The following is a 21,048-nucleotide window of genomic DNA, read 5'->3' on the forward strand; positions in this document are numbered from 1 at the left end:
GAGATTTTATTATTTATACATTACTTTTTTTACTGCTTCTACTACTTGGTTAGGAGTAGGGTACCAATTTTTTAATAAAGCTGGTGAATATGGCGCTGGTACATCTGGTGTAGAAATACGCTCAATTGGCGCATCTAAATAATCAAATGCTTTTTGCTGAACCATATAAGTGATTTCAGATGAAACTGAACCAAATGGCCAAGCTTCTTCTAAAATTACCAAACGATTTGTTTTTCTTACAGACTTCAAGATTGTCTCATAATCTAATGGACGAACTGTTCTAATGTCGATAATTTCAACATTAACTCCGTCTTTAGCTAACTCATCAGCTGCTTTATAAGCCTCTTTTATTACTTTTCCAAAAGAAACGATGGTACAATCTGTTCCTTCTCTCTTAACATCTGCAACTCCAATAGGAATCAAGTATTCGCTATCTGGAATCTCCATTTTGTCACCATACATTTGCTCAGATTCCATAAAGATGACAGGATCGTTGTCACGAATCGCTGACTTCAATAAACCTTTTGCATCATATGGGTTAGAAGGTACAACTACTTTTAGTCCCGGACAGTTGGCATACCAGCTCTCAAATGCTTGTGAGTGAGTAGCACCTAATTGTCCAGCAGAAGCTGTTGGTCCTCTAAATACGATTGGAATATTCCATTGACCACCCGACATCTGTCTCATTTTTGCCGCGTTGTTGATTACTTGGTCAATTGCAACTAATGAAAAGTTGAAAGTCATATATTCAACAATCGGACGGTTTCCGTTCATGGCAGAACCAATAGCAATTCCAGAAAAACCTAATTCCGAAATAGGCGTGTCAATGACACGCTTAGGTCCAAATTCATCTAACATTCCTTTAGACGCTTTATAGGCACCATTATATTCAGCAACTTCTTCTCCCATTAAATATATAGATTCATCGCGTCGCATCTCTTCGCTCATAGCTTCTGCGATCACTTCTCTAAATGTCTTTTCGGTCATATTAAATTTTTAAGATGTACAAAATTATTAAAATTTAATGTAAGTAAAGGCAAACTGAATGAAATTCACACCTTATACATTAATTTTGTGTGTTGGGAATTAGATTTTTAAATCCTTAAATAATTCAATTAAAGCGGGATCACTCGGTCTTGGAGCATCTGGATCAATTACCAATCCGTCTGGGCCGATTAAGATAAATCTTGGAATAGATCTAATCTCAAATTCTGTTACAAAGCTAGACTTCCAAGCATTTTCAGCAAAAATCTGAACACCTTGTAAGTTTTCTTCTTTTACGAATTTTTGCCATTTTTCCTTGTCTTTTGCTTCATCAATCGACATACTTACTACGACAAGATTTTTGTCCTTATACTGCTCTTCGATTTTCTTTAAAGAAGGAATTTCTCTTTTACAAGGTCCACACCAAGTAGCCCAAACATCAACATAAACATATTTTCCTGCAAAGTCTTCTAACTTAATAGTTTCTCCGTCTATGCTTTCCATCGCAAAGCTAGGTGACTTAATACCAGTGAACTTTTCTGCAATAGCGATTTTATTAGCTCTATATTCTCTAAACCCTTCAATGCCCTTTTCAACACCTTCGTCTGACTCTTTCCAAAATGATGGATCTAAATCTTTATATTCAGATTTTAATTTATCATAATTGGTTTTAAAATCAGCCATTTTTTGCTCAAAAGCTTCTTCTTCCAAAGCAGCAACCTCTGCACTGAATGTATTTAAATTCAAGTGTAATAACTTAGTTTCGGCTTGAGTTTTCTTAAGAATTCCTCCCTGACCTGTGAATTTTAAAGCTTTATCAAAATCCTTATAATCGGTAGTTAAATGCAATGATTCATTATTCTTTAAGTACATAGCACCATACTCATCACCAATCTTAAAACGATATTTACCTTCTTCTACTTTTAATGTATCACTAAAAGTTCCGTCATCTTTTAATACGATAGCTTTTCTATATCCATTAGGAATGAATACAATTACACTATCCATATCTGCAGTAATGTTAGCCACTTCACCTGAGAAAGTCGCATAATTTTTTGGTTCTTTTTCACATGACGTTAAAATAAACATCGTCGCTAATAAAGCACCTAATGAATTCTTTAAAATTTTCATTTATTTATATAATTTGAATTAATTAATTTTTTGGACGCATTAAACCTTCCTGCGACACACTTGCAATTAGTTGACCAGACTCCGAGAAAATATTTCCTCGTGCAAAACCTCTTGCACCCGAAGCGCTTGGTGATTCAATACTAAACAACATCCACTCGTTGATATCACATTCTCTGAAAAACCACATAGAGTGGTCTAAAGTCGCCATTTGGGTATTACCAAAATGAGCAATATCAGCATGTGGATGCAACGCAGTGGTCAATATATTATAATCAGAAATATAGGAAAGAATACTTCTGTTAAAAATAGGATCATTTTCCATTTCTCCTTTTATCTTAAACCAAATACTTTGAAATGGATCTAATTTCTTTCTCTCAACCGGATTAGTAACAACCGTTGGTTTAAATGTAATCGGACGTTCGATGGAAAAGAATTTCTCAATAGATTTTGGTAAAAAGCCTTTTAACTGTTCATACATCTGATCCCAACTATACAAACCTTCATGATGCGGAACTTTTGGCATTTCTAATTGATGATCATAACCATCTTCCATACCTTGAAAGCTCGCTCCCATAAAGAAAATTACTTTATCTTTTTGTTTGGCCTTAACACGTCTAACAGAAAAACTACCACCATCGCGAATTGTCTCAACCTCATAATAAACAGGTTCGTTTAAATCACCAGGTAAAATAAAATAACAATGATAAGAATTGCAATATCTTCCCTCTGGCACAGATTGACTCATTGCATAAATGGCTTGAGCAATAACTTGCCCACCAAAAATAGATGGACTGCCAATGGGTTCATTTCTACCCTTGAAAATATGATCTTCTAGTTGTTCTAGACGAATTAAATCTACTAATTGTGAAATGTGAGTCATTGAAATTTTTAAGCAATATTGGTTCAAAGATAATTCAAACCGATTATTATGTCAGTATATAAAAGATTTATTTATTAACCTTATAATTTATAGAAAATTGTAATTGATTTTTAAATTCAAAAAGCTATGCTGTTAAATTTTAATTAAACGAACTACTTTGGATTGCTTATTGACTATATACTTAATACAAAATTAAATTATTATGAAAAATCTATTTTTAACAGCAGTGATTTCATTTTCTTTTTTGAATGTTGCTTGTGAAAGAAAAGCAGAAAATATTCAAGAGAATGACACTACTTCAGAGCAAGTGCTAGAGGGTGAACAAACTCCAGAGCAATACCAAGGTAGCACAGGGGTTGACGACGAAAATAACAACATGGTAGCGAATGAAAATATTGAACTTAAAAAACAAGAATTTAGAGGTTCATTTTCTTCACCAAAAACACAGAGTTTTACTTTTAATGTTTTAAACGAAGCCAAAGAATATAGTTTTAGACTAGAGTCTTCTAATTCAGGGGTAAAATATTTAGTTAAACAAAAAGACGGAAAAGTTGTGCAAGAAGCCACTTCAGATACAACCAGAATGTCTTTAAATCCAGGTGAATATGAAGTTGTTGGTTTATTAGACACAGAAGGATCTAACCAAGAAGCTTCCAAAACAGACTTCGTTATTTATATTGAATGATTAAGAAAACCATAAAAACTCATGAGAGCCAATTCTTACCAAAGGATTGGCTTTTTTTGATTTTGCTCTAAATACGCATTCGCTTTAGAAAAATGTCCACAACCGAAAAATCCTCTATAAGCCGAAAGTGGTGATGGGTGTGGAGCTGTTAAGATTAAATGTTTATTCTCATCAATCAAAGCACTTTTACTTTGTGCAAACTTTCCCCAAAGCATAAAAACCACATTTTCACAATTTTCAGATACAATAGAAATCACTTTATCTGTAAATTCCAGCCAACCTTTATTTTGATGGGAGAGTGGTTTTGCCTCTTCAACACTCAGCGCTGCATTTAATAAAAAGACTCCTTGTTCCACCCAATGCTCTAAATTTCCATGGTTGGGTTGGTTTATATTTAAGTCAGAATTCAATTCTTTATAGATATTTTGTAAACTCTTTGGGATTTTAATTCCTTCGGGTACCGAAAAGCTATAGCCATGTGCTTGACCTTCTCCATGATATGGATCTTGCCCTAAAATGACAACACGAATATCTTGAGGTTCTAAATTGAATGCATTAAACAATTGATGATGAGGAGGATAGATTGTTTTAGTTTGATATTCCTCCCCCAAAAAGCCTTTTAATTGTTTGAAATAATCAGATTCTATTTCTGATTTAAGAAGGTTTAACCAATTTTCTGAAAGTTGTTTTTCCAAGTTCTAAGTTCTATGAATTCAAAACTATAAAAATATATTCCATAATAAATAATTAAAGCTCGATTTTCATTGTATTTTTGTCACAATGAACATTCCTGATAAAACATTAGAAGATTTAGAATTTCATAAGGTTTTAGCCGAAATAGAGAAGTACGCAAAGACCCAACGAGTTAAACGTGTGATTCAACAAATTCGTCCGCTTGAATCTAAAAAAGCTATTGAATTTAGATTAAATGCAACCAATGAATTCCTTTCTGGATTACAAGGAAACAATAGATTTCCATTTGGTGACTACGAAGATATTCGCGAGGATTTAGAAAAATTAGAGGTTGAAAATTATCGAATGCCATCTTCATCATTTTTGGCTATTAGAACTCATATGCTTCAAATTATGGAGCTTAAAAAGTTCTTGTCAAATTTTGAAGAGTATTTTCCTGTCTTTCATAATAGAATTCAAAGAATTGACCTTCAAAAAGAAATCTTAAAACAGATTGAGAAGGTTTTTGATAAACACGGTGAAATAAAAGATGATGCGAGTTCTGAGTTAAAAGAAGTTAGAAAAAACATTAAGGCTACCTCTAGTAAACTAAGTGCCACTTTTAATGGTGCTATGCGAGCGCATCGCGAGTTTTTAGATGATATTGGAGAGTCTGTAGTAGACGGAAGACGTGTGTTGGCGGTGTCTGCTATGTATCGCAAAAAAGTAGCGGGTAGATTTGTAGGGTCAAGTAAGACGGGATCTATTTCCTACATTGAGCCAGAATCTGTTCTAAAAATTCAAAGAGAGCTAGATGAGCTTAAAGAAGATGAGAAGAAAATTATAGATGTTATTTTATTGGATTTAACCAATTTGATGAAGGAATTTCAACCTGAATTAATTTCTTATCAGAATTTTCTTTTTCAATTAGACTTAATTGCTTCTCAAGCCAAATATGCCTACGAAATTAATGCTGTTTTGCCGACTATTAATTATGAGAAATCTACTCACTTAATAGATGCTTATCATCCAATTTTATGGTTAAAACATAATAAAGAAGGTAAAAAGATTATTCCACAGACGATTAGCTTAAATGATGAGCAAAGAATATTGGTGATCTCTGGACCTAATGCGGGTGGTAAAAGTATCACCTTGAAAACTATTGGTTTATTGCAAGTTATGATTCAAAGTGGAATCCTGGTGAGTGTACATCCTAAAAGTAAAATGGGATTCTATGATGCTATTTTTACAGATATTGGTGACCATCAATCCATAGAGAATCAATTAAGTACCTATTCTTATCGGTTAAAGCAGATGCGTTATTTCTTGCGAAAATCCAATGAGAATACCTTGCTTTTAATTGATGAATTCGGAACTGGATCAGATCCAGAATTGGGAGGAGCTTTGGCAGAAGTTTTCTTAGAAGAATTCTATGATATGGAAGCCTTTGGGATTTTCACTACGCATTACACCAATATTAAAATTCTTGTTGAGCAAATGGAAGCAGCTAAAAACGCTTCTATGTTATTCGATGAGAGGTCATTAGAGCCACTATATTTATTAGAGATTGGGCAGGCGGGTAGTTCATTCACCTTTGAAGTAGCTCAGAAAAACAAAATACCTTTTAGGTTAATCAACCGTGCTAAAAAGAAAATTGAACGCAATAAAATCCGCTTAGATAAAACCATTTTAAAACTTCAGCAAGAGAAGTTTGATGTTCAAAAGACGAAGCAGCAATTAAAGGAACTTCAATCCAAATCTGAAGAGAAAAATGAAGCTTTAGATCAAACGCAAGATAAAATACAGTCAAAACTTGTTGATTTTCAACGTTTATATGAAAATGAGCAAAAGATGATGCAGCTGGGGAAAAAGGTAGATGAAATGGCCGATGAATATCTCAAAAAGCGCAGTCGTAAAAAGCTGATTGGAGAGTTCTTGAAATTAATTGAGATGGAAAATGCTTCAAAAAAGCCAAAAGAGCATTTTAAAATTAAAAAGAAGCAAGAAGCCATTAAGAAGAAACTGAAAAATGACTTAAATAAAAATAAAGGCAAGCTTCAAGAGGTTAAACAAAAGATTGAGAAAAAACAAAAAGAGGAGACGGCAACCAAAATTGCATCACTGAAAATAGGAGATAGGGTAAGGATTAAAGATAGTACCAGTGTGGGCACTATCGACAAGATAGAGAATGAGACCATTACCATCAACTATGGAAGTTTTAGGACAAAAATAAGTATCTTTGAAATTCAAAAAATATAATAAAGGATGAAGAAATATGTATTTCTTTTAGGCGTGGGCTTGATGAGCTTGACGTATGGACAAGAAACTAATGTGGAAGAACTAAAAAAGCTGGGAGATCAATTTCAAATTGAGCATGAAGCGAATTTAAAGTTCATTTCAGAATTAGCTGCTAAAAAAGGTTGGGACGAGGCACAACTTAAAAAACATTTCTTAGGAAAATACGGTGATTATTTAGTGTATATTGATAACACAGATATTGATCAGATTAAAGTAGCAGATGTTGATAAACTATATGATAATACTATTTCTGGAGTTGCAGTTACAGGTGAAGGAATGACGGTTTATCAATGGGATGGTGGACGTATTGATACAGCACATACCGAGTTTACGGATGATAGAGCAAGCAATATGGAATCTGCTGATTCGCCAATTTCTGATCACGCAACAGGTGTAGCCGGAATTATGGTCGCAGCTGGAGTTTCTCCTGCAGCAAAAGGAATGGCGCCTAGTGCTAATGTTGTTGGTTACGATTTTTATAACAACTTAAACGAGATTGTTACAGAGTCTGCAAATAATTTAGAATACATGATTTCTAACCACTCTTATGGTTACCAAGCAGGGTGGAAATATGGTGAATATGACCAGAGTTTAGGAGAAGGTTGGTATTGGTTTGGATATCCTTCAATGGATGAAAACGAATCAGCTTACCACGGAATCTATTCCACTTTAGATAGTTACATCGATAATATTGCTAGAAATGCTCCACAGCATTTAATGATTAAATCGGCTGGAAATGATAGAAATACAGGTCCAGGTACAGCTGTTGAACATGCGGTTTTAGGCGATAATGATGAGTGGGAAATTTCCTCAACCTTTCGACCAGTAAACTGTGGTACTACAGGATACGACTGTTTGCCATATGGTGCAATCGCTAAGAATATTTTATTAGTTGGTTCTACCAATCAAGTGGCTGGAAACGGAAGATACAACGGACCTTCAAGCGTTTCTCCTTCTGTATTTACAAGCTTTGGACCAACAGATGATGGTCGAATCAAGCCAGACGTAGTTACTCAAGGTTCATCTGTGGTTGTTCCAACTGCGAACAATGGATATTGGAGTCAAGGTAATGGAACTTCTTTCTCTTCACCAAGTGTGACAGGAATTGCTGTTTTATTACAACAACTTTATCATGAGTTAAATACAGAATATTTAAATGCAGCTGAGTTAAAAGCATTAATTATTAATACAACCAACGAAACTGGTGATTACCCTGGACCAGATTATAAATATGGATTTGGTTTAGTGAATGCATTCAATGCAGCAAACTTAATCGTTGATGAAACTAACAATGATGCTATTATCATTAATGATGTTAAAGCTATCGCTGAAAAATCTTATGCTTTAACAGCTATAGGAGATGAGCCAATCAGAGCAACTTTAGTGTGGATCGATCCAGCGAAGAATCCAGGTTCTTTATCATTTGAGTTAAACGGTAGAACGCCGATGTTGATAAATGATTTAGATATGAGAATCATTGAAGATAGTTCTTTAACTGAATATATGCCGTGGACTCTAGATGTTGAAAATCCTTCAGCAGCAGCCGTTCCTGGTGATAATGTGTTAGACAATGTTGAGCAAATTTTAGTTCCAAGTCCATCTGCTGGTTCTTATACTTTAACAGTAAACCATAAAAATGGAATTTCAGGAATTACACAAGCTTATGCACTTGTAGTTTCTGGAGCAAAACTTTCTACTCAGTCTACAAATGATTTACAAGCTAAGAAAGTTGGAATTTACCCGAACCCAGTTCGTGATATCTTGAACCTTTCTGGTTTAGAAGGCGACGCTCAAGTTCAAATCATTAGCGCTAATGGTCAAATCGTTAAGAGCGAGAAAGTAAGCAACAAGCAAGTTAACGTGAATTCTTTACCTGCAGGAGCTTATATAATTACTATTAAAGATGAAACGGGTGCAACTGCCCATAAATTTATCAAGAAGTAATTCAGGATAAATCTTTAATAAAAACTAAAAGCTAGTTGTCTCCTTGGAAACAGCTAGCTTTTTTTATACTACCTACTCAGTTTTTAGCCTATTTAAAGCGCCGTTTTAAAAGACGTTTTAATTGAGCTTTAATTTCTTCTCCACTATCAAAAACCATTTGTTCATGAGAAGGGAAGGGGATGAATTGATTGTAGGTTAGTTTTTGCATATGATCATCTAAAGCTCTTCGATCTCCAAAAAACTTAGCGAAATGATTCTTAAATCCAAATTCACTATTTAGTTTTTGAGTATCAATAATTTGATTGTTTGCAAGATTAATTAAATCTACCTTACCTTGTACCAAAGCATCCTTTTCTTGAATAACTTCTTCTACACGTGCGCTAACCAGAATGACTTTATCCACTTTTATGGGTTTGCCTAAACTGTCTAACACCTTTCTACCATTTTCATAAAGATATTCCCAGCCATCGACAATCTCTCTCTCAAACTCATGTTGTCTAGAGTTCATTCTTTCAGGAGAAACCATGATGTGTTCAATATCCATTCTAATCAAATAATCATATTGATAATCATTTTGCTTTTTTTGGTGGTATTCAGTCCAAAAGTTATTTAAACCATAGGTGCTAATTTGAGTTAAATCATCTTCCAAACGTTGTGGTAAGAGTTGATTCGATCTATTCTCAATTTGAATTAAAACGAAATCTGTTCCTAGATAATGAGCTTCATCCAATAGATTTTCGACATCTCTAAATCCTGGAGATAAAGACTGTATCTTTCTCAAATCGCCATGAGCACTACGAATCTCTTGCTTATTATTAGAATCTAACTTTTTAAGACTAGCTTGATATAAATATTCTACATAATCATTTTTAGCTTGATTAATAGCAGGTAAATAATTTTTAGTTTTAAAAAGCATTTCCTTTCCTTTATGATAAACAGGTAAGAATGGTCTTAACTGCTCTTGTCGATGATGTAAGCCTACCAAAGTATTATAAATATCACCTGTATAAGCAGGATTTTTAGCAGATTTCAAATGTTCAATCTTAGCTTCTTGAGAAGCCACCATTTTCATATAGGCATTCTGAAAAATAGGTAGAAATTTTTCTTTTTTCTTAGCCGATAATCCTTTTTGATATTCATCAATCAATAAGTCATAGGCTTTTACATAGTCTCCGGAATTCATTGATTTCTCTGCTTGTTTAAGAGAACTACAAGATGCGAGAATCAGAAATGAAAGTAAGTAGTAAAACTGTTTCATGAGTAAGGTTTTTAGAGTTATATAGCATAAAAGCCAAAGTATGTGCCAAATGTTAATGAAAAGCTAATATAATTAAAGAATATTTATTTTAAGGAACAGATCAGTTAATTATTAAGAACTATTTACTTATCAATAAATAGCTGAGAAACAATTAGAAATAAAAAAACCATCTATTTCAGATGGTTAAGCTAATTAGTATTTAAAATTTTAATAAATATTTAAAATCTTTTGTTCTTTATCGCCTAAAACAAGTTTATCACCTTTCTTTTTGCCTTCGTTGTTCATAAAAACTGGAGCTTCTAGTGATACACCAAAGATTGTTTTATTATCAGTTTTAATAGGAGCGAAGGTAAACCCAATAAAATACACGGCTTCTTCAGTTTCTATCACCGCACCATTTTGTACCTCCGATGATTCTCTTAGTCTTAATGATTTGATATGTTTCAAATCATTTTGCTCCATTTGTAACTTCTGATTCATCTCCAATTTTAGCTCCTGTGCATTGGCCTGATGAGATTGATCGTCCAAATCTATCGTAGATTCTTCATCTAAATCAGTAGTAGTTTCATAGGTTTCTAAAGCCTTATGTAAATTATCTACTAATTGTTGTTGATGCTGAACGATGGTGTTCAAAATTTCCTCTCGCATAATATTTCTTATTTAAAATAAAGATATTAAATATTATCAAAAGCACAACCCGAAAGTAGGGATATAAAAAAAGTCTCGCTATTGCGAGACTTTCATATTAAAAATTTATTGATCTAATTACTTAGTAATAGCGTCTTCTAATTTCTTAGCACCGTCTTTTACAGCGTTAGCTGTGTTTTCAGCACCTTCTTTAACTGCATTAGCTGCATCTTCAGCACCTTCTTTTGCGTCATTAGCAGCATTTTCAGCTCCGTCTTTTACAGACTCGATAGTGTTAGCAGCTCCATCAACAGTGTTGTCAATAGTTGCTTCGATATCTTCACCTAATTTTTCAATAGAAGATTTTGCATTTTCGTAAGAAGCGTTTGCAGCGTCTAATTCAGCTTGTGCAGCATCGATAGCATCTTGCTCTCCTGCTTCAATAGCAGCATCTAATTTAGCTTGTGCAGCTTCAACTTCAGCTTGTGCATCAACTAATGCAGCCTCAGCAGCTTCTGCTACTTCGTTAGACTCTTCAACAACTGTAGTTTCTTCAACAGTTATGTCTTTGTTTTCTTCTTTACAAGATGTTGTGAATAATAAACCTACAACTCCTAATGTTAAAAATACCTTTTTCATAGTTTAATTAATTTTAATTTCGTGCAAATGTACATATAATTTGCATTTGATACAATATTTATTTTTATCTCAAGTATTCATTTATTAATTTCACGCGTCAATGTTTTGCAATAAGCTTATCTTTGCAACTTAATATTAGAATACTATGCCAAATATATTAATCATCGAAGATGAACCAGCTATCCGTAATGTGTTGAGAGACATACTAACAGATGAGGATAAAACCTTTAAAGTAGAAGAGGCGGGTGATGGTGAAGAAGGGTTAGAATTAATTAAAAAGAAAGATTACGATTTAGTTATTTGTGATATTAAAATGCCTAAAAAAGATGGTTTAGAAGTATTACAATTAGCATTAAATATAAATCCAGATTTACCTTTTTTAATGATTTCTGGTCATGGTGATATAGAAACAGCAGTGGATTGTATTAAAAAAGGTGCCTACGACTACATTTCTAAGCCACCAGATTTAAATAGACTACTGAATAGTGTAAGAATTGCTTTAGATAGAAAATCTTTAATCAAACAAAATCGCACGCTTAAAGACGAAAACAAAGCCCTTAAGCGAAAAGTAAGCGAGAAATATGAAATGATTGGTAATTCTGATGCGCTTAATGAGATCAGAGAAATGATCAATAAAGTAGCTTCAACAGAAGCACGTGTTTTGATTACAGGACCTAACGGTACTGGTAAAGAGCTAGTGGCACATCATATTCACGAGAAAAGTGATCGCAACAAGATGCCGATGATTGAGGTGAACTGTGCAGCGATTCCATCTGAATTAATTGAAAGTGAGCTGTTTGGACACATGAAAGGTTCATTTACCGGAGCTCACAAAGACAAAGCTGGTAAATTTGAATTAGCTAATAAGGGAACTATTTTCTTAGATGAGATTGGTGATATGAGTCTATCTGCGCAAGCTAAAGTTTTAAGAGCTTTACAAGAGGGTAAAATTACTCGCGTGGGTGGAGATAAAGAAATCAATGTAGATGTTAGGGTATTAGCCGCTACCAATAAAGATTTAGCCAAAGAAATTGAAGAAGGTAACTTTAGAGAAGACCTTTACCACAGATTGGCTGTTATCTTAATCAAGGTTCCGGGATTGGATGAAAGAAAAGAAGACATCGAAAGTCTAGTAGAATATTTTGCTGAAAAGATTGCCATAGGTCATGGTGAGGCGAAGAAAGAATTCAGTAAAGATGCTATCGAAGCGCTTAAGGCTCAGTCTTGGACTGGTAACATTAGAGAACTACGTAACGTGGTAGAGAGGTTAATCATCTTAGGAGAAAATCCTGTTACAAAGAAAGATGTAGCCTCATTCGTTATAAAATAATTTCACATTATGAAATTGCATTCAATGATTTATTGAATGCAATTTTATTTTTTCATTAAATTTATTTCTTATTAAGATTTGATATTCAATGATATAAGCTACGACTCATGATTTAGTCGTAGGAGATATTAAGTTTATCTATTATTGAAATCATCTTAAATTTTTAAAACTAATTAATTTCGCGCCATGACGATAAAGGAACACTTGCGTAAAAATTTCATACTTGCATGGCCCGTAATGCTAACGCAAGCTGGGCAAATTCTTGTGAATGTTGCAGATAATGTGATGGTTGGAGCTTTAGGTGGAAAGCATGATCATATACAAAATCCAGAAATTGGTAAGGTTGCCTTGGGAGCGGTTTCTTTAGGAAACGCTTTGTTTTTTATGATTATGGTTGCGGCCATGGGATTTTCTTTCGCGATGTCTCCTTTGATTGCGCAAGCAGATGCTAAAAATAATTTAAAAAGAGGTTCAGCTATTTTGTCGCATGGATTGGTTTTAAACATGATTATTACCGTTCTTCTTATAACGGTTTTACTGCTGGTTTCGCCTTTAATGTATCAAATGGGGCAACCCACAGATGTTGTAGACGCTGCATTGCCGTATTTAGAAATTGTTGGCTATTCCATGATTCCGTTAATGATATTTCAGTCGTTTAGACAGTTATCCGAAGGTTTATCTTTAACTTTAGTAGTAGCTGTAGCAACGATTATAGCCAATTTATTGAACATTTTCTTTAACTATGGGTTGATTTTCGGAAACTTCGGGATGCCAAGGTTAGAAGTAGAAGGTGCTGCTTATGGAACTTTAATTTCACGAATTTTGATGGTGTTTACCTTGTTATCAGCAATGTGGTTCCACCCGAAATCAAGAACTTACTTAAGCATGATAAAGTTTAAGAATTTCCAAAAGGTGATTTTCAGAAAACTAATTCAATTGGGGATTCCAACCTCGTTACAAATGTTTTTTGAAGTGGGAGCCTTTGCAGGAGCAGCTTTTATAGTAGGAATGGCAGGTAAAGACGATTTGGCAGCTCACCAAATTGCTTTAAACTTGGCTTCTATATCCTTTATGTTATGTACTGGTATTGCGATTGCTGCCACCGTAAGAGTAGGGAATCAGCTAGGTTTAAGAGATTTTCATACGATGAAAAGAGCGGGATGGTCTGCCTTTATGATGGTAGCCGCCTTTATGACTCTTGCTGGTATTATTTTAATCTTATTCCGTCATCAGCTTCCTACCTTATATATAGATAACGCGGATGTGATTGTGATTGCAGCTCAATTATTGATTGTGGCGGCATTATTTCAATTATCTGATGGAATTCAAGTTGTTTTATTAGGGGCGCTAAGAGGTATGCAAGACGTGAATATTCCAACCGTGATTACCATGTTTGCGTATTTTTTGATCGCTATGCCATTAGGTTATTATTTAACCATTGAAAGAGATATGGGCGCTATGGGAATGTGGATTGCTTTAGGGATTGGGCTGACCATTTCGGCAGTCTTGTTAGTCCTGAGATATATTTATAAAACTAACTTCCTGATTAGAGCAAAAGAAGAGAAACTTAAGCTAGATTTATAAATCTGTTTTTAAATTAATCTATGTGTTTAATTATTTGAAATACAATTAATTAATAGGTTTCTTATTTCTTAGTTACTCATTATTAGGCTTAAGTATATTTTAACTAATATTAAGTTGTTAATTTGAACCTAAGGTCTTAAATTTGATTTAAATCACATAAAATATTAAACATGGAATTACCAAGATTCTTATTAGCCGATAATTCTGACGTAGATGATGCATTTGTATTGCACACAGAATTTCCACGCTTCTTGTTAAACGTAAACACCGACGAAGTTGAATGGTTTGACGACGTTGAGGATGAGGAAGATTTAGAAAACACAGTTAAAAACTTAATGGAAGAAGCTTTTGATTTCTTTGAAAAAGAAATTGAAGCTTATGAAGGAGATGATGAATATGGTGTTTAATATTGATTGATTTCATATTAAAAATTAAATAAGTTCGTTCGATTTAAATCAAACGACATCGAATAAAAAGAAAAATATTTTCAGTAATGGAAATATTTTTTCTTTTTTAAAACAAAAATAAAAATGGACTTCTGATTTTTTTATTTTTAAAGAAGGCCGCTCTTGCTTTTTCAATTTGTTAAATATCCAAATCGGATTTCTTAAATACACTTAAAGTAAACATAGCTTTGGCATAATTTAAATCACTGTTAATCAATTAAAAACCTATTGGTAAAAATTGACTTAAATTTTGTTTCTAACAAGTCTATGTTTATAAGTATAAGTCGTTTCTCTTGAATATCATTTTCTATTTAGGTAGTTTTGGAGACGATTAAAAAAAAATAAAAATTTAATTAACTCAAAAAAAATATTTTTCAATGACACCGTCCCTGACCCTCGAAAAAAACAAGACCTATAAGTACGAACAAGTACTTAGAAAAGCATTAAAGTATTTTAATGGTGATGAAATGGCTGCTACAACTTGGATGAAAAAGTATGCCGTTAAAAACGAGGATGGTTTATACGAAGAAACTACACCCGAAGACATGCACCATAGAATGGCGCGTGAATTTGCTGAAATAGAAGATAAGTTTGGTAATGATACTTCACATGAAAACTTATCTGAATATGGTAAAACCAGAAGCAAATTAACAGAGGAGGATATTTTCGGTTTATTTAAAGATTTCAAATATGTAATCCCACAAGGTAGTGTAATGTCTGCTTTGGGACATCCACATATGATTGCATCTTTATCTAACTGTGTTGTGGTACCATCTACATATGATTCATATGGTGGAATTATGCACACAGATCAACAATTGGTACAGTTGTTCAAAAGAAGATGTGGCGTTGGGGTAGATATTTCAGGATTAAGACCAGCAAACGCAAAGGTTTCTAATGCGGCGGGTAGTACTACAGGTGCAGTTTCTTTTATGCACCGTTTCTCTGATACTACAAGAGAAGTTGCACAGAACGGTAGAAGAGGAGCTTTAATGTTAACTATTGACATTGCTCACCCAGATGTAGAAGATTTTGTAACTATTAAACAAGATTTATCTAAAGTTACGGGAGCTAACATATCTGTACGTCTTTCAGATGAGTTTATGAAGGCGGTAGTAGAAGATAAAGAATATACACACCGTTGGCCAATCGATGCTCCAATTGACGAGGCTAAGTACGTTAAAACGATTAAAGCAAAAGATCTTTGGGAAACCATTATTTCTTGTGCACACAAAACTGCCGAGCCAGGTTTAATTTTCTGGGATAGACAACATTGGTATTCAACCTCATCAGTTTATCCAGGATTCGAGAATGCTTCTACCAATCCATGTTCGGAGATTGCAATGCAAGGTGGAGACAGCTGTCGATTAATTGCACTTAACTTATATAGTTTTGTTGACAATCCATTCACGGATAAAGCTACATTCAATAAAAAGAAATTTTACGAGGTTGCTTATGAATCTCAAAGATTGATGGATGACTTGGTTGAGCTAGAATTAGGTCATATCGAGCGCATCATGGATAAAATTAAAAGCGATCCAGAGCCAGACCATATTAAAGCAAGCGAATTAGCTACTTGGGAATTATTATATAATACAGGAAAAATTGGTCGTAGAACTGGATTAGGATTTACTGCATTGGCAGACTGTGTTGCAGCTCTTGGTCATGCAATTGATTCTACAGAAGCATTAAATGCAGTAGATGAGATTATGCGCACGAAATTCGAGGCAGAATTTGATTCTTCTATCGATATGGCGATTCAAAGAGGAGCTTTCGGAAACTTCGATCCTGAAGTAGAAAAAACTTCTGAGTTCGTACAAATGATGGAGAAAGAATTCCCAGCTATCTACAAGAGAATGATGGAAAACGGAAGAAGAAATATCTCTATTTCTACGGTTGCTCCAACAGGAACTTTGAGTATGTTAGCACAAACTTCTTCTGGAATTGAGCCTGTATTTATGCTAGGATACAAGCGTCGTAGAAAGATTAATAGTGCAGCAGATGATGCAAAAGTTACTTTCGTTGATGATATGGGAGATTCTTGGGAAGAATTCGACGTATTCCATCCAAAATTAAACGAATGGATGAAAGTAACAGGTGAAACTGATATTAATTTAAGTCCATACGCAGGTTCAACAGCTCCAGAAATCGATTGGATTAAGAGAGTTGAATTACAAGCTTTGGTTCAAAAATATGTAACTCATAGTATTAGTTCAACTATCAACTTGCCAGAAGATATTGAGGTTGACAAAGTAGCTCAAATCTATATTGAATCTTGGAAGAAAGGATTAAAAGGAATCACTGTTTACCGCGACGGAAGTAGAAGTGGAGTTTTAGTTTCTTCTGATGATAAGAAAGAAAAGACAGAAGCAGAAATGCAAGAAGCTGACGAAAAAGCATTATCTAACTTCTCTAAGAGCTTTGGTGTAACTAGCGCTCCTAAGCGTCCTAAGAAATTACAAGCAGACGTGATTCGTTTCCAAAATGATTACGAGAAATGGATGGCAGTTGTTGGTAAGATAGACGGAAGACCTTATGAAATCTTTACCGGTAGATTAGAGGATTCATTCAATTTACCGCCATTCGTAGAGGAAGGTTGGGTAATTAAGAATAAAATCGAAAACGGAGAGAATAGATATGATTTCCAGTTTATTGACAAAGAAGGATATCGCACTACGATTGAAGGTTTAAGTCGTTCATTTAACAAAGAATTCTGGAACTATGCTAAATTGATTTCAGGAGTATTAAGACACGGAATGCCTATCAACTATATTGTTGACCTTGTATCAGATTTAAGTCTATACGATGATAATATCAATACTTGGAAGAACGGTGTAGCAAGAGCCTTAAAGAGATATATCCCAGACGGAACTGTTGCGGCAGACAAAAAATGTCCAAGCTGTGGTGATCCAAACGGATTGATCTACGAAGAAGGTTGCTTAAATTGCAAAAGCTGTGGACACAGCAAGTGTGGATAATTTAGAACACATTAGGATTTAACTATAAATAAGAAGTCGCATTCATGGATCATGAATGCGACTTTCTATATAAACAAAAAAAAATAATTATTATGACCAATAATAATGTTTATTAGGGATTGCTGAGTCCAACGAACTCAACTAATACGGGTTCTTCTTCTAATATATATGTTTCGTCTAAATCATCTTCAAAGTAAACCTCATAAACCGTTTCTTGTGCATAAATTTGATCTTCTGCACTAACATTAGGAGATTGACTCATAAACCAAAATCCAACAATCAACAACACCGCTGCGGCTGTAGAAACAGCAACTTTAAACCAATTCTTCTGATAGATCGGAATAACTTTAGTAGAATTAGCCTCAATGGTTTCAGCTAAAATCTTATTCTCTAAATCCTCAAAATAATTTTCAGGAGTTTTAAATTTATTATGTGGTAAACTTGGTCTCATACTAATTAGATGCTTTAAATACTAAAAGGTTTAATCGGGTAACAGAAATTCTTCTACTTTTTTAACTGCATGATGATAAGAAGCCTTCAATGATCCTACTGAAGTATTTGTGATTTCTGCAATATCTTGATACTTCATTTCCTCAAAATACTTCATTTGGAAAACCAATCTTTGCTTCTCTGGCAACTGCGCTACTGCTTTTTCTAATTTAAGCATAATTTCATCGCCATCATAATGTACATCAGCTTCTAGGTTTTGGCTCATTTCATAAGCCACATCCTCATATGGAATATTATTCTTTCTAGCTTTTTGTTGTAGGAAATTCAACGCCTCGTTCGTGGCAATTCTATAAATCCAGGTAAATAACTTAGACTCACCTTTGAAGTTAGCGATGTTCTTATAGACTTTAATAAAAACATTTTGAGTTACATCATCGGCGTCGTCGTGGTTATAAAGCATTTGACGGATATGGAAATAAACAGGTTGCTGATATTGTTTCAGTAACAACTTAAAACCCGCGTTTGCATCAGTCTTGATTAATTCTAATATTTCTTGATCCGAAATTTCCATGCAACTTATATCTCCTTTGACATTATAATTCTTATAAGGTTTAACCCAAAATTTAATTAAAAAGTATTTTTAGGCATAAAAAAGGGCAGCTTTAGTTTAAGACTACCCTTATAAATTCTAATTATGTAAACTTGATATTCATCAAAATTATCTTCTTCGTGGTCTAGAACCTTTATCTTCTGATTCCTTTAAATCTGTATTGAATACCTTAATTTCATCAGATTCTGAAACCCCACCTAAAACAGCTATGTTAATTCCGTCACCAGTTCCTAATCTAATATTTTTACGTTCCCATTCTTCACCCTTCTTAACCTCAACATAAGGAGTTCCGTCATCATCGTATTGAATATCACCTTCTTTTAAGGCTAATACGTTTTTCTGATTTTCGGTAACGATTTCTGCGTTTGCGCTATATCCAGCTCTTACAAAAGATTCAGATTCTAAGTTAACGCTAGCTTTAATTTCAAATTGAACGACACCGTTTTCCTCAACACCTGCAGGTGAAATAAAGTCTAGAACCCCTGTGAAAGTTTCATTGGGAAGAGCACCAATCATAATTTCGATTTCCATGCCTTCTTTTAATTTCCCCACATCAGCCTCATCCACTTTTCCTTCAAAAATCATATCATCGATATTCGCTACGGTAGCAATAGTAGTTCCCACACTAAAGTTGTTAATCTCCTGAACGTTATCTCCAATCTCCACCGGAATACTCAAAACCATACCTTTAATGGTAGATCTAATCTGTGTGGTAGCATATTTCTCTAAACCTGGTGCAATTCCAGATTGCGCAACCTTGTAGTCGTTTTGTGCATTTCTCAAGTTTTGTTTCGCAATATTGAAAGTAGCCAAAGCCGACTCATATTCTGCTTTAGATATTACACCTTGATCATACAAGGATTTCTGGCGGTTAAAATTCCTAGTTTCATTTTGAACGGTAATTTGAGCCGAATTAATCATTTGTTTTGCATTGTTCAAGCTCCCTACATTAGGAATCACCTTAATTTGTGCAATCAATTCTCCATTCTCTACGTTAGAACCTTCCTCAACAGCAAGTCTGCTAATTACTCCAGAGATATTAGGTTTGATTTCGATGGTCTCACGTGGTTTAACTTCACCTGTAGCCACGACCGTCTTCTTAATATCAGCTCTAAATAACTTGGTCGTTTCGAAAGTAACATTCTCCTGCGCGCTTTTCTTGTTATTATAGAAAAAAGCCCAAGCACCTAGCAATGCTAAAGCTAGGAGGACAACAATCAGTATTATTTTTTTTGCGTTCATATGCAATGTTTTTCTTTTAATTTATTCTTCTCTAAGGGCATCAATGGGTTTAATAGCAATCGCTCTCATCGCTGGAATGAATCCGGCTAGCAGCGCCATAATCAACACCAATAAAAATGCACCTGATAATATATATATGTCGATTGAACTGTTGACAAGTGGAATATTATTGTCTTCGCTGTTTTCCACAAAATTGTTAACGCTCATTAAAACCAGCGTTCCTAAAATAATTCCTATTAAACCTGAAAAGAAAGTAATCACAGAACTCTCAAGCAAAATCTGACCAATAATTTGATTGGGTTTTGCTCCTAAAGCTCTTCTAATTCCAAACTCTTTAGTACGCTCTTTAACGGTAATTAATAAAATTGAACTTACCGCAATTACACCCGCTAAAAGGGTAAGAAAACCAACCACAACGGTTAGGAATTCTAGGCCTTTCATAAAGTTGAATATTTTCCCAAACATTTCTCCTAGGTTAAAAGAACCAAAGGCTTGGGTATCATCTGGAGATACGTTGTGACGAGTCTTTAGAAAGTTTTTAATGTTTTCTTCAGCCTTTTTAATATCACTTTCGTCATCTATATTAATAGCTACAAAGCCAACATTTTCACCTTCATTAAACAATTTCTGAAAAGTCGTGAAAGGGGAGAAGATCGACCTACTTCCTTCAAAACTTCTTTCTTGACCTTCATAGATTCCAACCACCGTAAAGGCTACGTTGTTCATCTTAACTTGACTGCCAATAACCTGTTCGCCTTTAGTGTATAAATCTTCTACAACGCCATCTCCAATCACCACTACTTTAGACTCATTTCTCATGTCATCTGGAGTAATAAATCGTCCATGAATAATCTTCTTCACAAACATTTTATTCTGCTCCGGGAAATCACCATAAACGCTATAACTCTTGTATTGAGTTCCGTGAACCACGGTTGTATTTCGTCTATTTCTAGGTACAATAATCTTAACTTCAGGAAATTCCTTTTTGATGGCGTCTACATCGCTAACCTTCATATTAAAAGTTCTTCCTCGTCCAAATCCTGCATAGGGAATACTGGTTTGCTGTGTCCAAACAAATAAACTATTGGTAGAAGTCCCTTTTAAATCACGATCAAATCCATTGCGCATTCCGTTTACTAAACCTAACAGAAATACAAACAACAACATTCCCCACGCCACACCGATCATAGTGATAAGTGTACGTGCCTTATTTTTATCTAAAGCATGGTAAATCTCTGACCAAGTATCTCTTTTAAAAATCAGCATAAGGGAAAAGTATCGTTATCGTTA

18 protein-coding genes are annotated in these 21,048 nt (G+C 34.3%); 7 read left to right on the forward strand and 11 right to left on the reverse strand.

What is annotated here, in order from left to right; all coding sequences use genetic code 11:
- Positions 1–9: 9 nt before the first annotated feature.
- The 3 genes from NLM59_RS09890 to NLM59_RS09900 form a co-directional block, all read right to left on the reverse strand.
- Entirely contained in the window at positions 10–987 is a 978-nt protein-coding gene (locus NLM59_RS09890) for a pyruvate dehydrogenase complex E1 component subunit beta (RefSeq protein ID WP_304417620.1), read from the reverse strand.
- A gap of 99 nt (positions 988–1,086) precedes the next feature.
- Positions 1,087–2,115, reverse strand: a complete 1,029-nt coding sequence (locus NLM59_RS09895) for a TlpA family protein disulfide reductase (protein ID WP_304417621.1) — start codon at positions 2,113–2,115, stop codon at positions 1,087–1,089.
- 22 nt (positions 2,116–2,137) lie between these two features.
- The gene (locus NLM59_RS09900; RefSeq protein WP_304417622.1) at positions 2,138–2,995 is read right to left on the reverse strand and encodes an acyl-CoA thioesterase; all 858 of its coding nucleotides are present in this window, start codon (positions 2,993–2,995) and stop codon (positions 2,138–2,140) included.
- A gap of 202 nt (positions 2,996–3,197) precedes the next feature.
- Here NLM59_RS09900 and NLM59_RS09905 point away from each other — a divergent pair, with 202 nt between their 5' ends.
- The gene (locus NLM59_RS09905) at positions 3,198–3,680 is read left to right on the forward strand and encodes a hypothetical protein (protein WP_304417623.1); all 483 of its coding nucleotides are present in this window, start codon (positions 3,198–3,200) and stop codon (positions 3,678–3,680) included.
- A gap of 35 nt (positions 3,681–3,715) precedes the next feature.
- Here the strand turns inward: NLM59_RS09905 and ung are convergent, their stop codons facing one another.
- Positions 3,716–4,375 carry a uracil-DNA glycosylase gene (gene ung / locus NLM59_RS09910; RefSeq protein ID WP_304417624.1) on the reverse strand — a complete coding sequence of 220 codons (660 nt, stop codon included), beginning with the start codon at positions 4,373–4,375 and terminating at the stop codon, positions 3,716–3,718.
- Positions 4,376–4,460: 85 nt separating this feature from the next.
- Between ung and NLM59_RS09915 the strand changes: the two genes are divergently transcribed.
- Positions 4,461–6,611, forward strand: a complete 2,151-nt coding sequence (locus NLM59_RS09915) for an endonuclease MutS2 (protein ID WP_304417625.1) — start codon at positions 4,461–4,463, stop codon at positions 6,609–6,611.
- 6 nt (positions 6,612–6,617) lie between these two features.
- On the forward strand, positions 6,618–8,594 hold the full coding sequence (locus NLM59_RS09920) for a S8 family peptidase (protein ID WP_304417626.1): 1,977 nt from the start codon (positions 6,618–6,620) through the stop codon (positions 8,592–8,594).
- A gap of 88 nt (positions 8,595–8,682) precedes the next feature.
- Here the strand turns inward: NLM59_RS09920 and NLM59_RS09925 are convergent, their stop codons facing one another.
- The 3 genes from NLM59_RS09925 to NLM59_RS09935 all read right to left on the reverse strand — a co-directional run bounded on the left by NLM59_RS09925 (position 8,683) and on the right by NLM59_RS09935 (position 11,118).
- Positions 8,683–9,852 (reverse strand): hypothetical protein, encoded by a 1,170-nt coding sequence (locus NLM59_RS09925; RefSeq protein WP_304417627.1) that lies wholly within the window; start codon positions 9,850–9,852, stop codon positions 8,683–8,685.
- 207 nt (positions 9,853–10,059) lie between these two features.
- Positions 10,060–10,500, reverse strand: coding sequence for a hypothetical protein (locus NLM59_RS09930; protein WP_304417628.1), 441 nt, complete (start codon positions 10,498–10,500; stop codon positions 10,060–10,062).
- A 117-nt stretch (positions 10,501–10,617) separates the two neighbouring features.
- Complete coding sequence (locus tag NLM59_RS09935; RefSeq protein WP_304417629.1) at positions 10,618–11,118, reverse strand: hypothetical protein; 501 nt, start codon at positions 11,116–11,118, stop codon at positions 10,618–10,620.
- 145 nt (positions 11,119–11,263) lie between these two features.
- Here NLM59_RS09935 and NLM59_RS09940 point away from each other — a divergent pair, with 145 nt between their 5' ends.
- From NLM59_RS09940 to NLM59_RS09955, 4 genes are all read left to right on the forward strand, one after another.
- Positions 11,264–12,448, forward strand: coding sequence for a sigma-54-dependent transcriptional regulator (locus tag NLM59_RS09940; protein WP_304417630.1), 1,185 nt, complete (start codon positions 11,264–11,266; stop codon positions 12,446–12,448).
- Between the two features lie 186 nt (positions 12,449–12,634).
- Positions 12,635–14,032 carry an MATE family efflux transporter gene (locus NLM59_RS09945; protein WP_304417631.1) on the forward strand — a complete coding sequence of 466 codons (1,398 nt, stop codon included), beginning with the start codon at positions 12,635–12,637 and terminating at the stop codon, positions 14,030–14,032.
- Between the two features lie 170 nt (positions 14,033–14,202).
- Positions 14,203–14,439, forward strand: a complete 237-nt coding sequence (locus tag NLM59_RS09950) for a hypothetical protein (RefSeq protein WP_304417632.1) — start codon at positions 14,203–14,205, stop codon at positions 14,437–14,439.
- 416 nt (positions 14,440–14,855) lie between these two features.
- Positions 14,856–17,456 (forward strand): adenosylcobalamin-dependent ribonucleoside-diphosphate reductase, encoded by a 2,601-nt coding sequence (locus tag NLM59_RS09955; RefSeq protein ID WP_304417633.1) that lies wholly within the window; start codon positions 14,856–14,858, stop codon positions 17,454–17,456.
- Between the two features lie 112 nt (positions 17,457–17,568).
- On the opposite strand, the gene NLM59_RS09960 is transcribed toward NLM59_RS09955, so the two are convergent.
- The 4 genes from NLM59_RS09960 to NLM59_RS09975 form a co-directional block, all read right to left on the reverse strand.
- Positions 17,569–17,907: a hypothetical protein gene (locus tag NLM59_RS09960; RefSeq protein WP_304417634.1), complete on the reverse strand. Its 339-nt coding sequence runs from the start codon at positions 17,905–17,907 to the stop codon at positions 17,569–17,571.
- 30 nt (positions 17,908–17,937) lie between these two features.
- Positions 17,938–18,477, reverse strand: coding sequence for an RNA polymerase sigma factor (locus NLM59_RS09965; protein WP_304417635.1), 540 nt, complete (start codon positions 18,475–18,477; stop codon positions 17,938–17,940).
- 147 nt (positions 18,478–18,624) lie between these two features.
- A complete protein-coding gene (locus tag NLM59_RS09970; RefSeq protein WP_304417636.1) occupies positions 18,625–19,758 on the reverse strand; it encodes an efflux RND transporter periplasmic adaptor subunit in 1,134 nt (377 codons plus the stop codon).
- Between the two features lie 21 nt (positions 19,759–19,779).
- Positions 19,780–21,024, reverse strand: a complete 1,245-nt coding sequence (locus tag NLM59_RS09975) for an ABC transporter permease (protein ID WP_304417637.1) — start codon at positions 21,022–21,024, stop codon at positions 19,780–19,782.
- Positions 21,025–21,048: the final 24 nt, after the last annotated feature.

It is taken from the genome of Profundicola chukchiensis, assembly GCF_029664245.1.
Lineage (GTDB): Bacteria > Bacteroidota > Bacteroidia > Flavobacteriales > Weeksellaceae > Profundicola > Profundicola chukchiensis.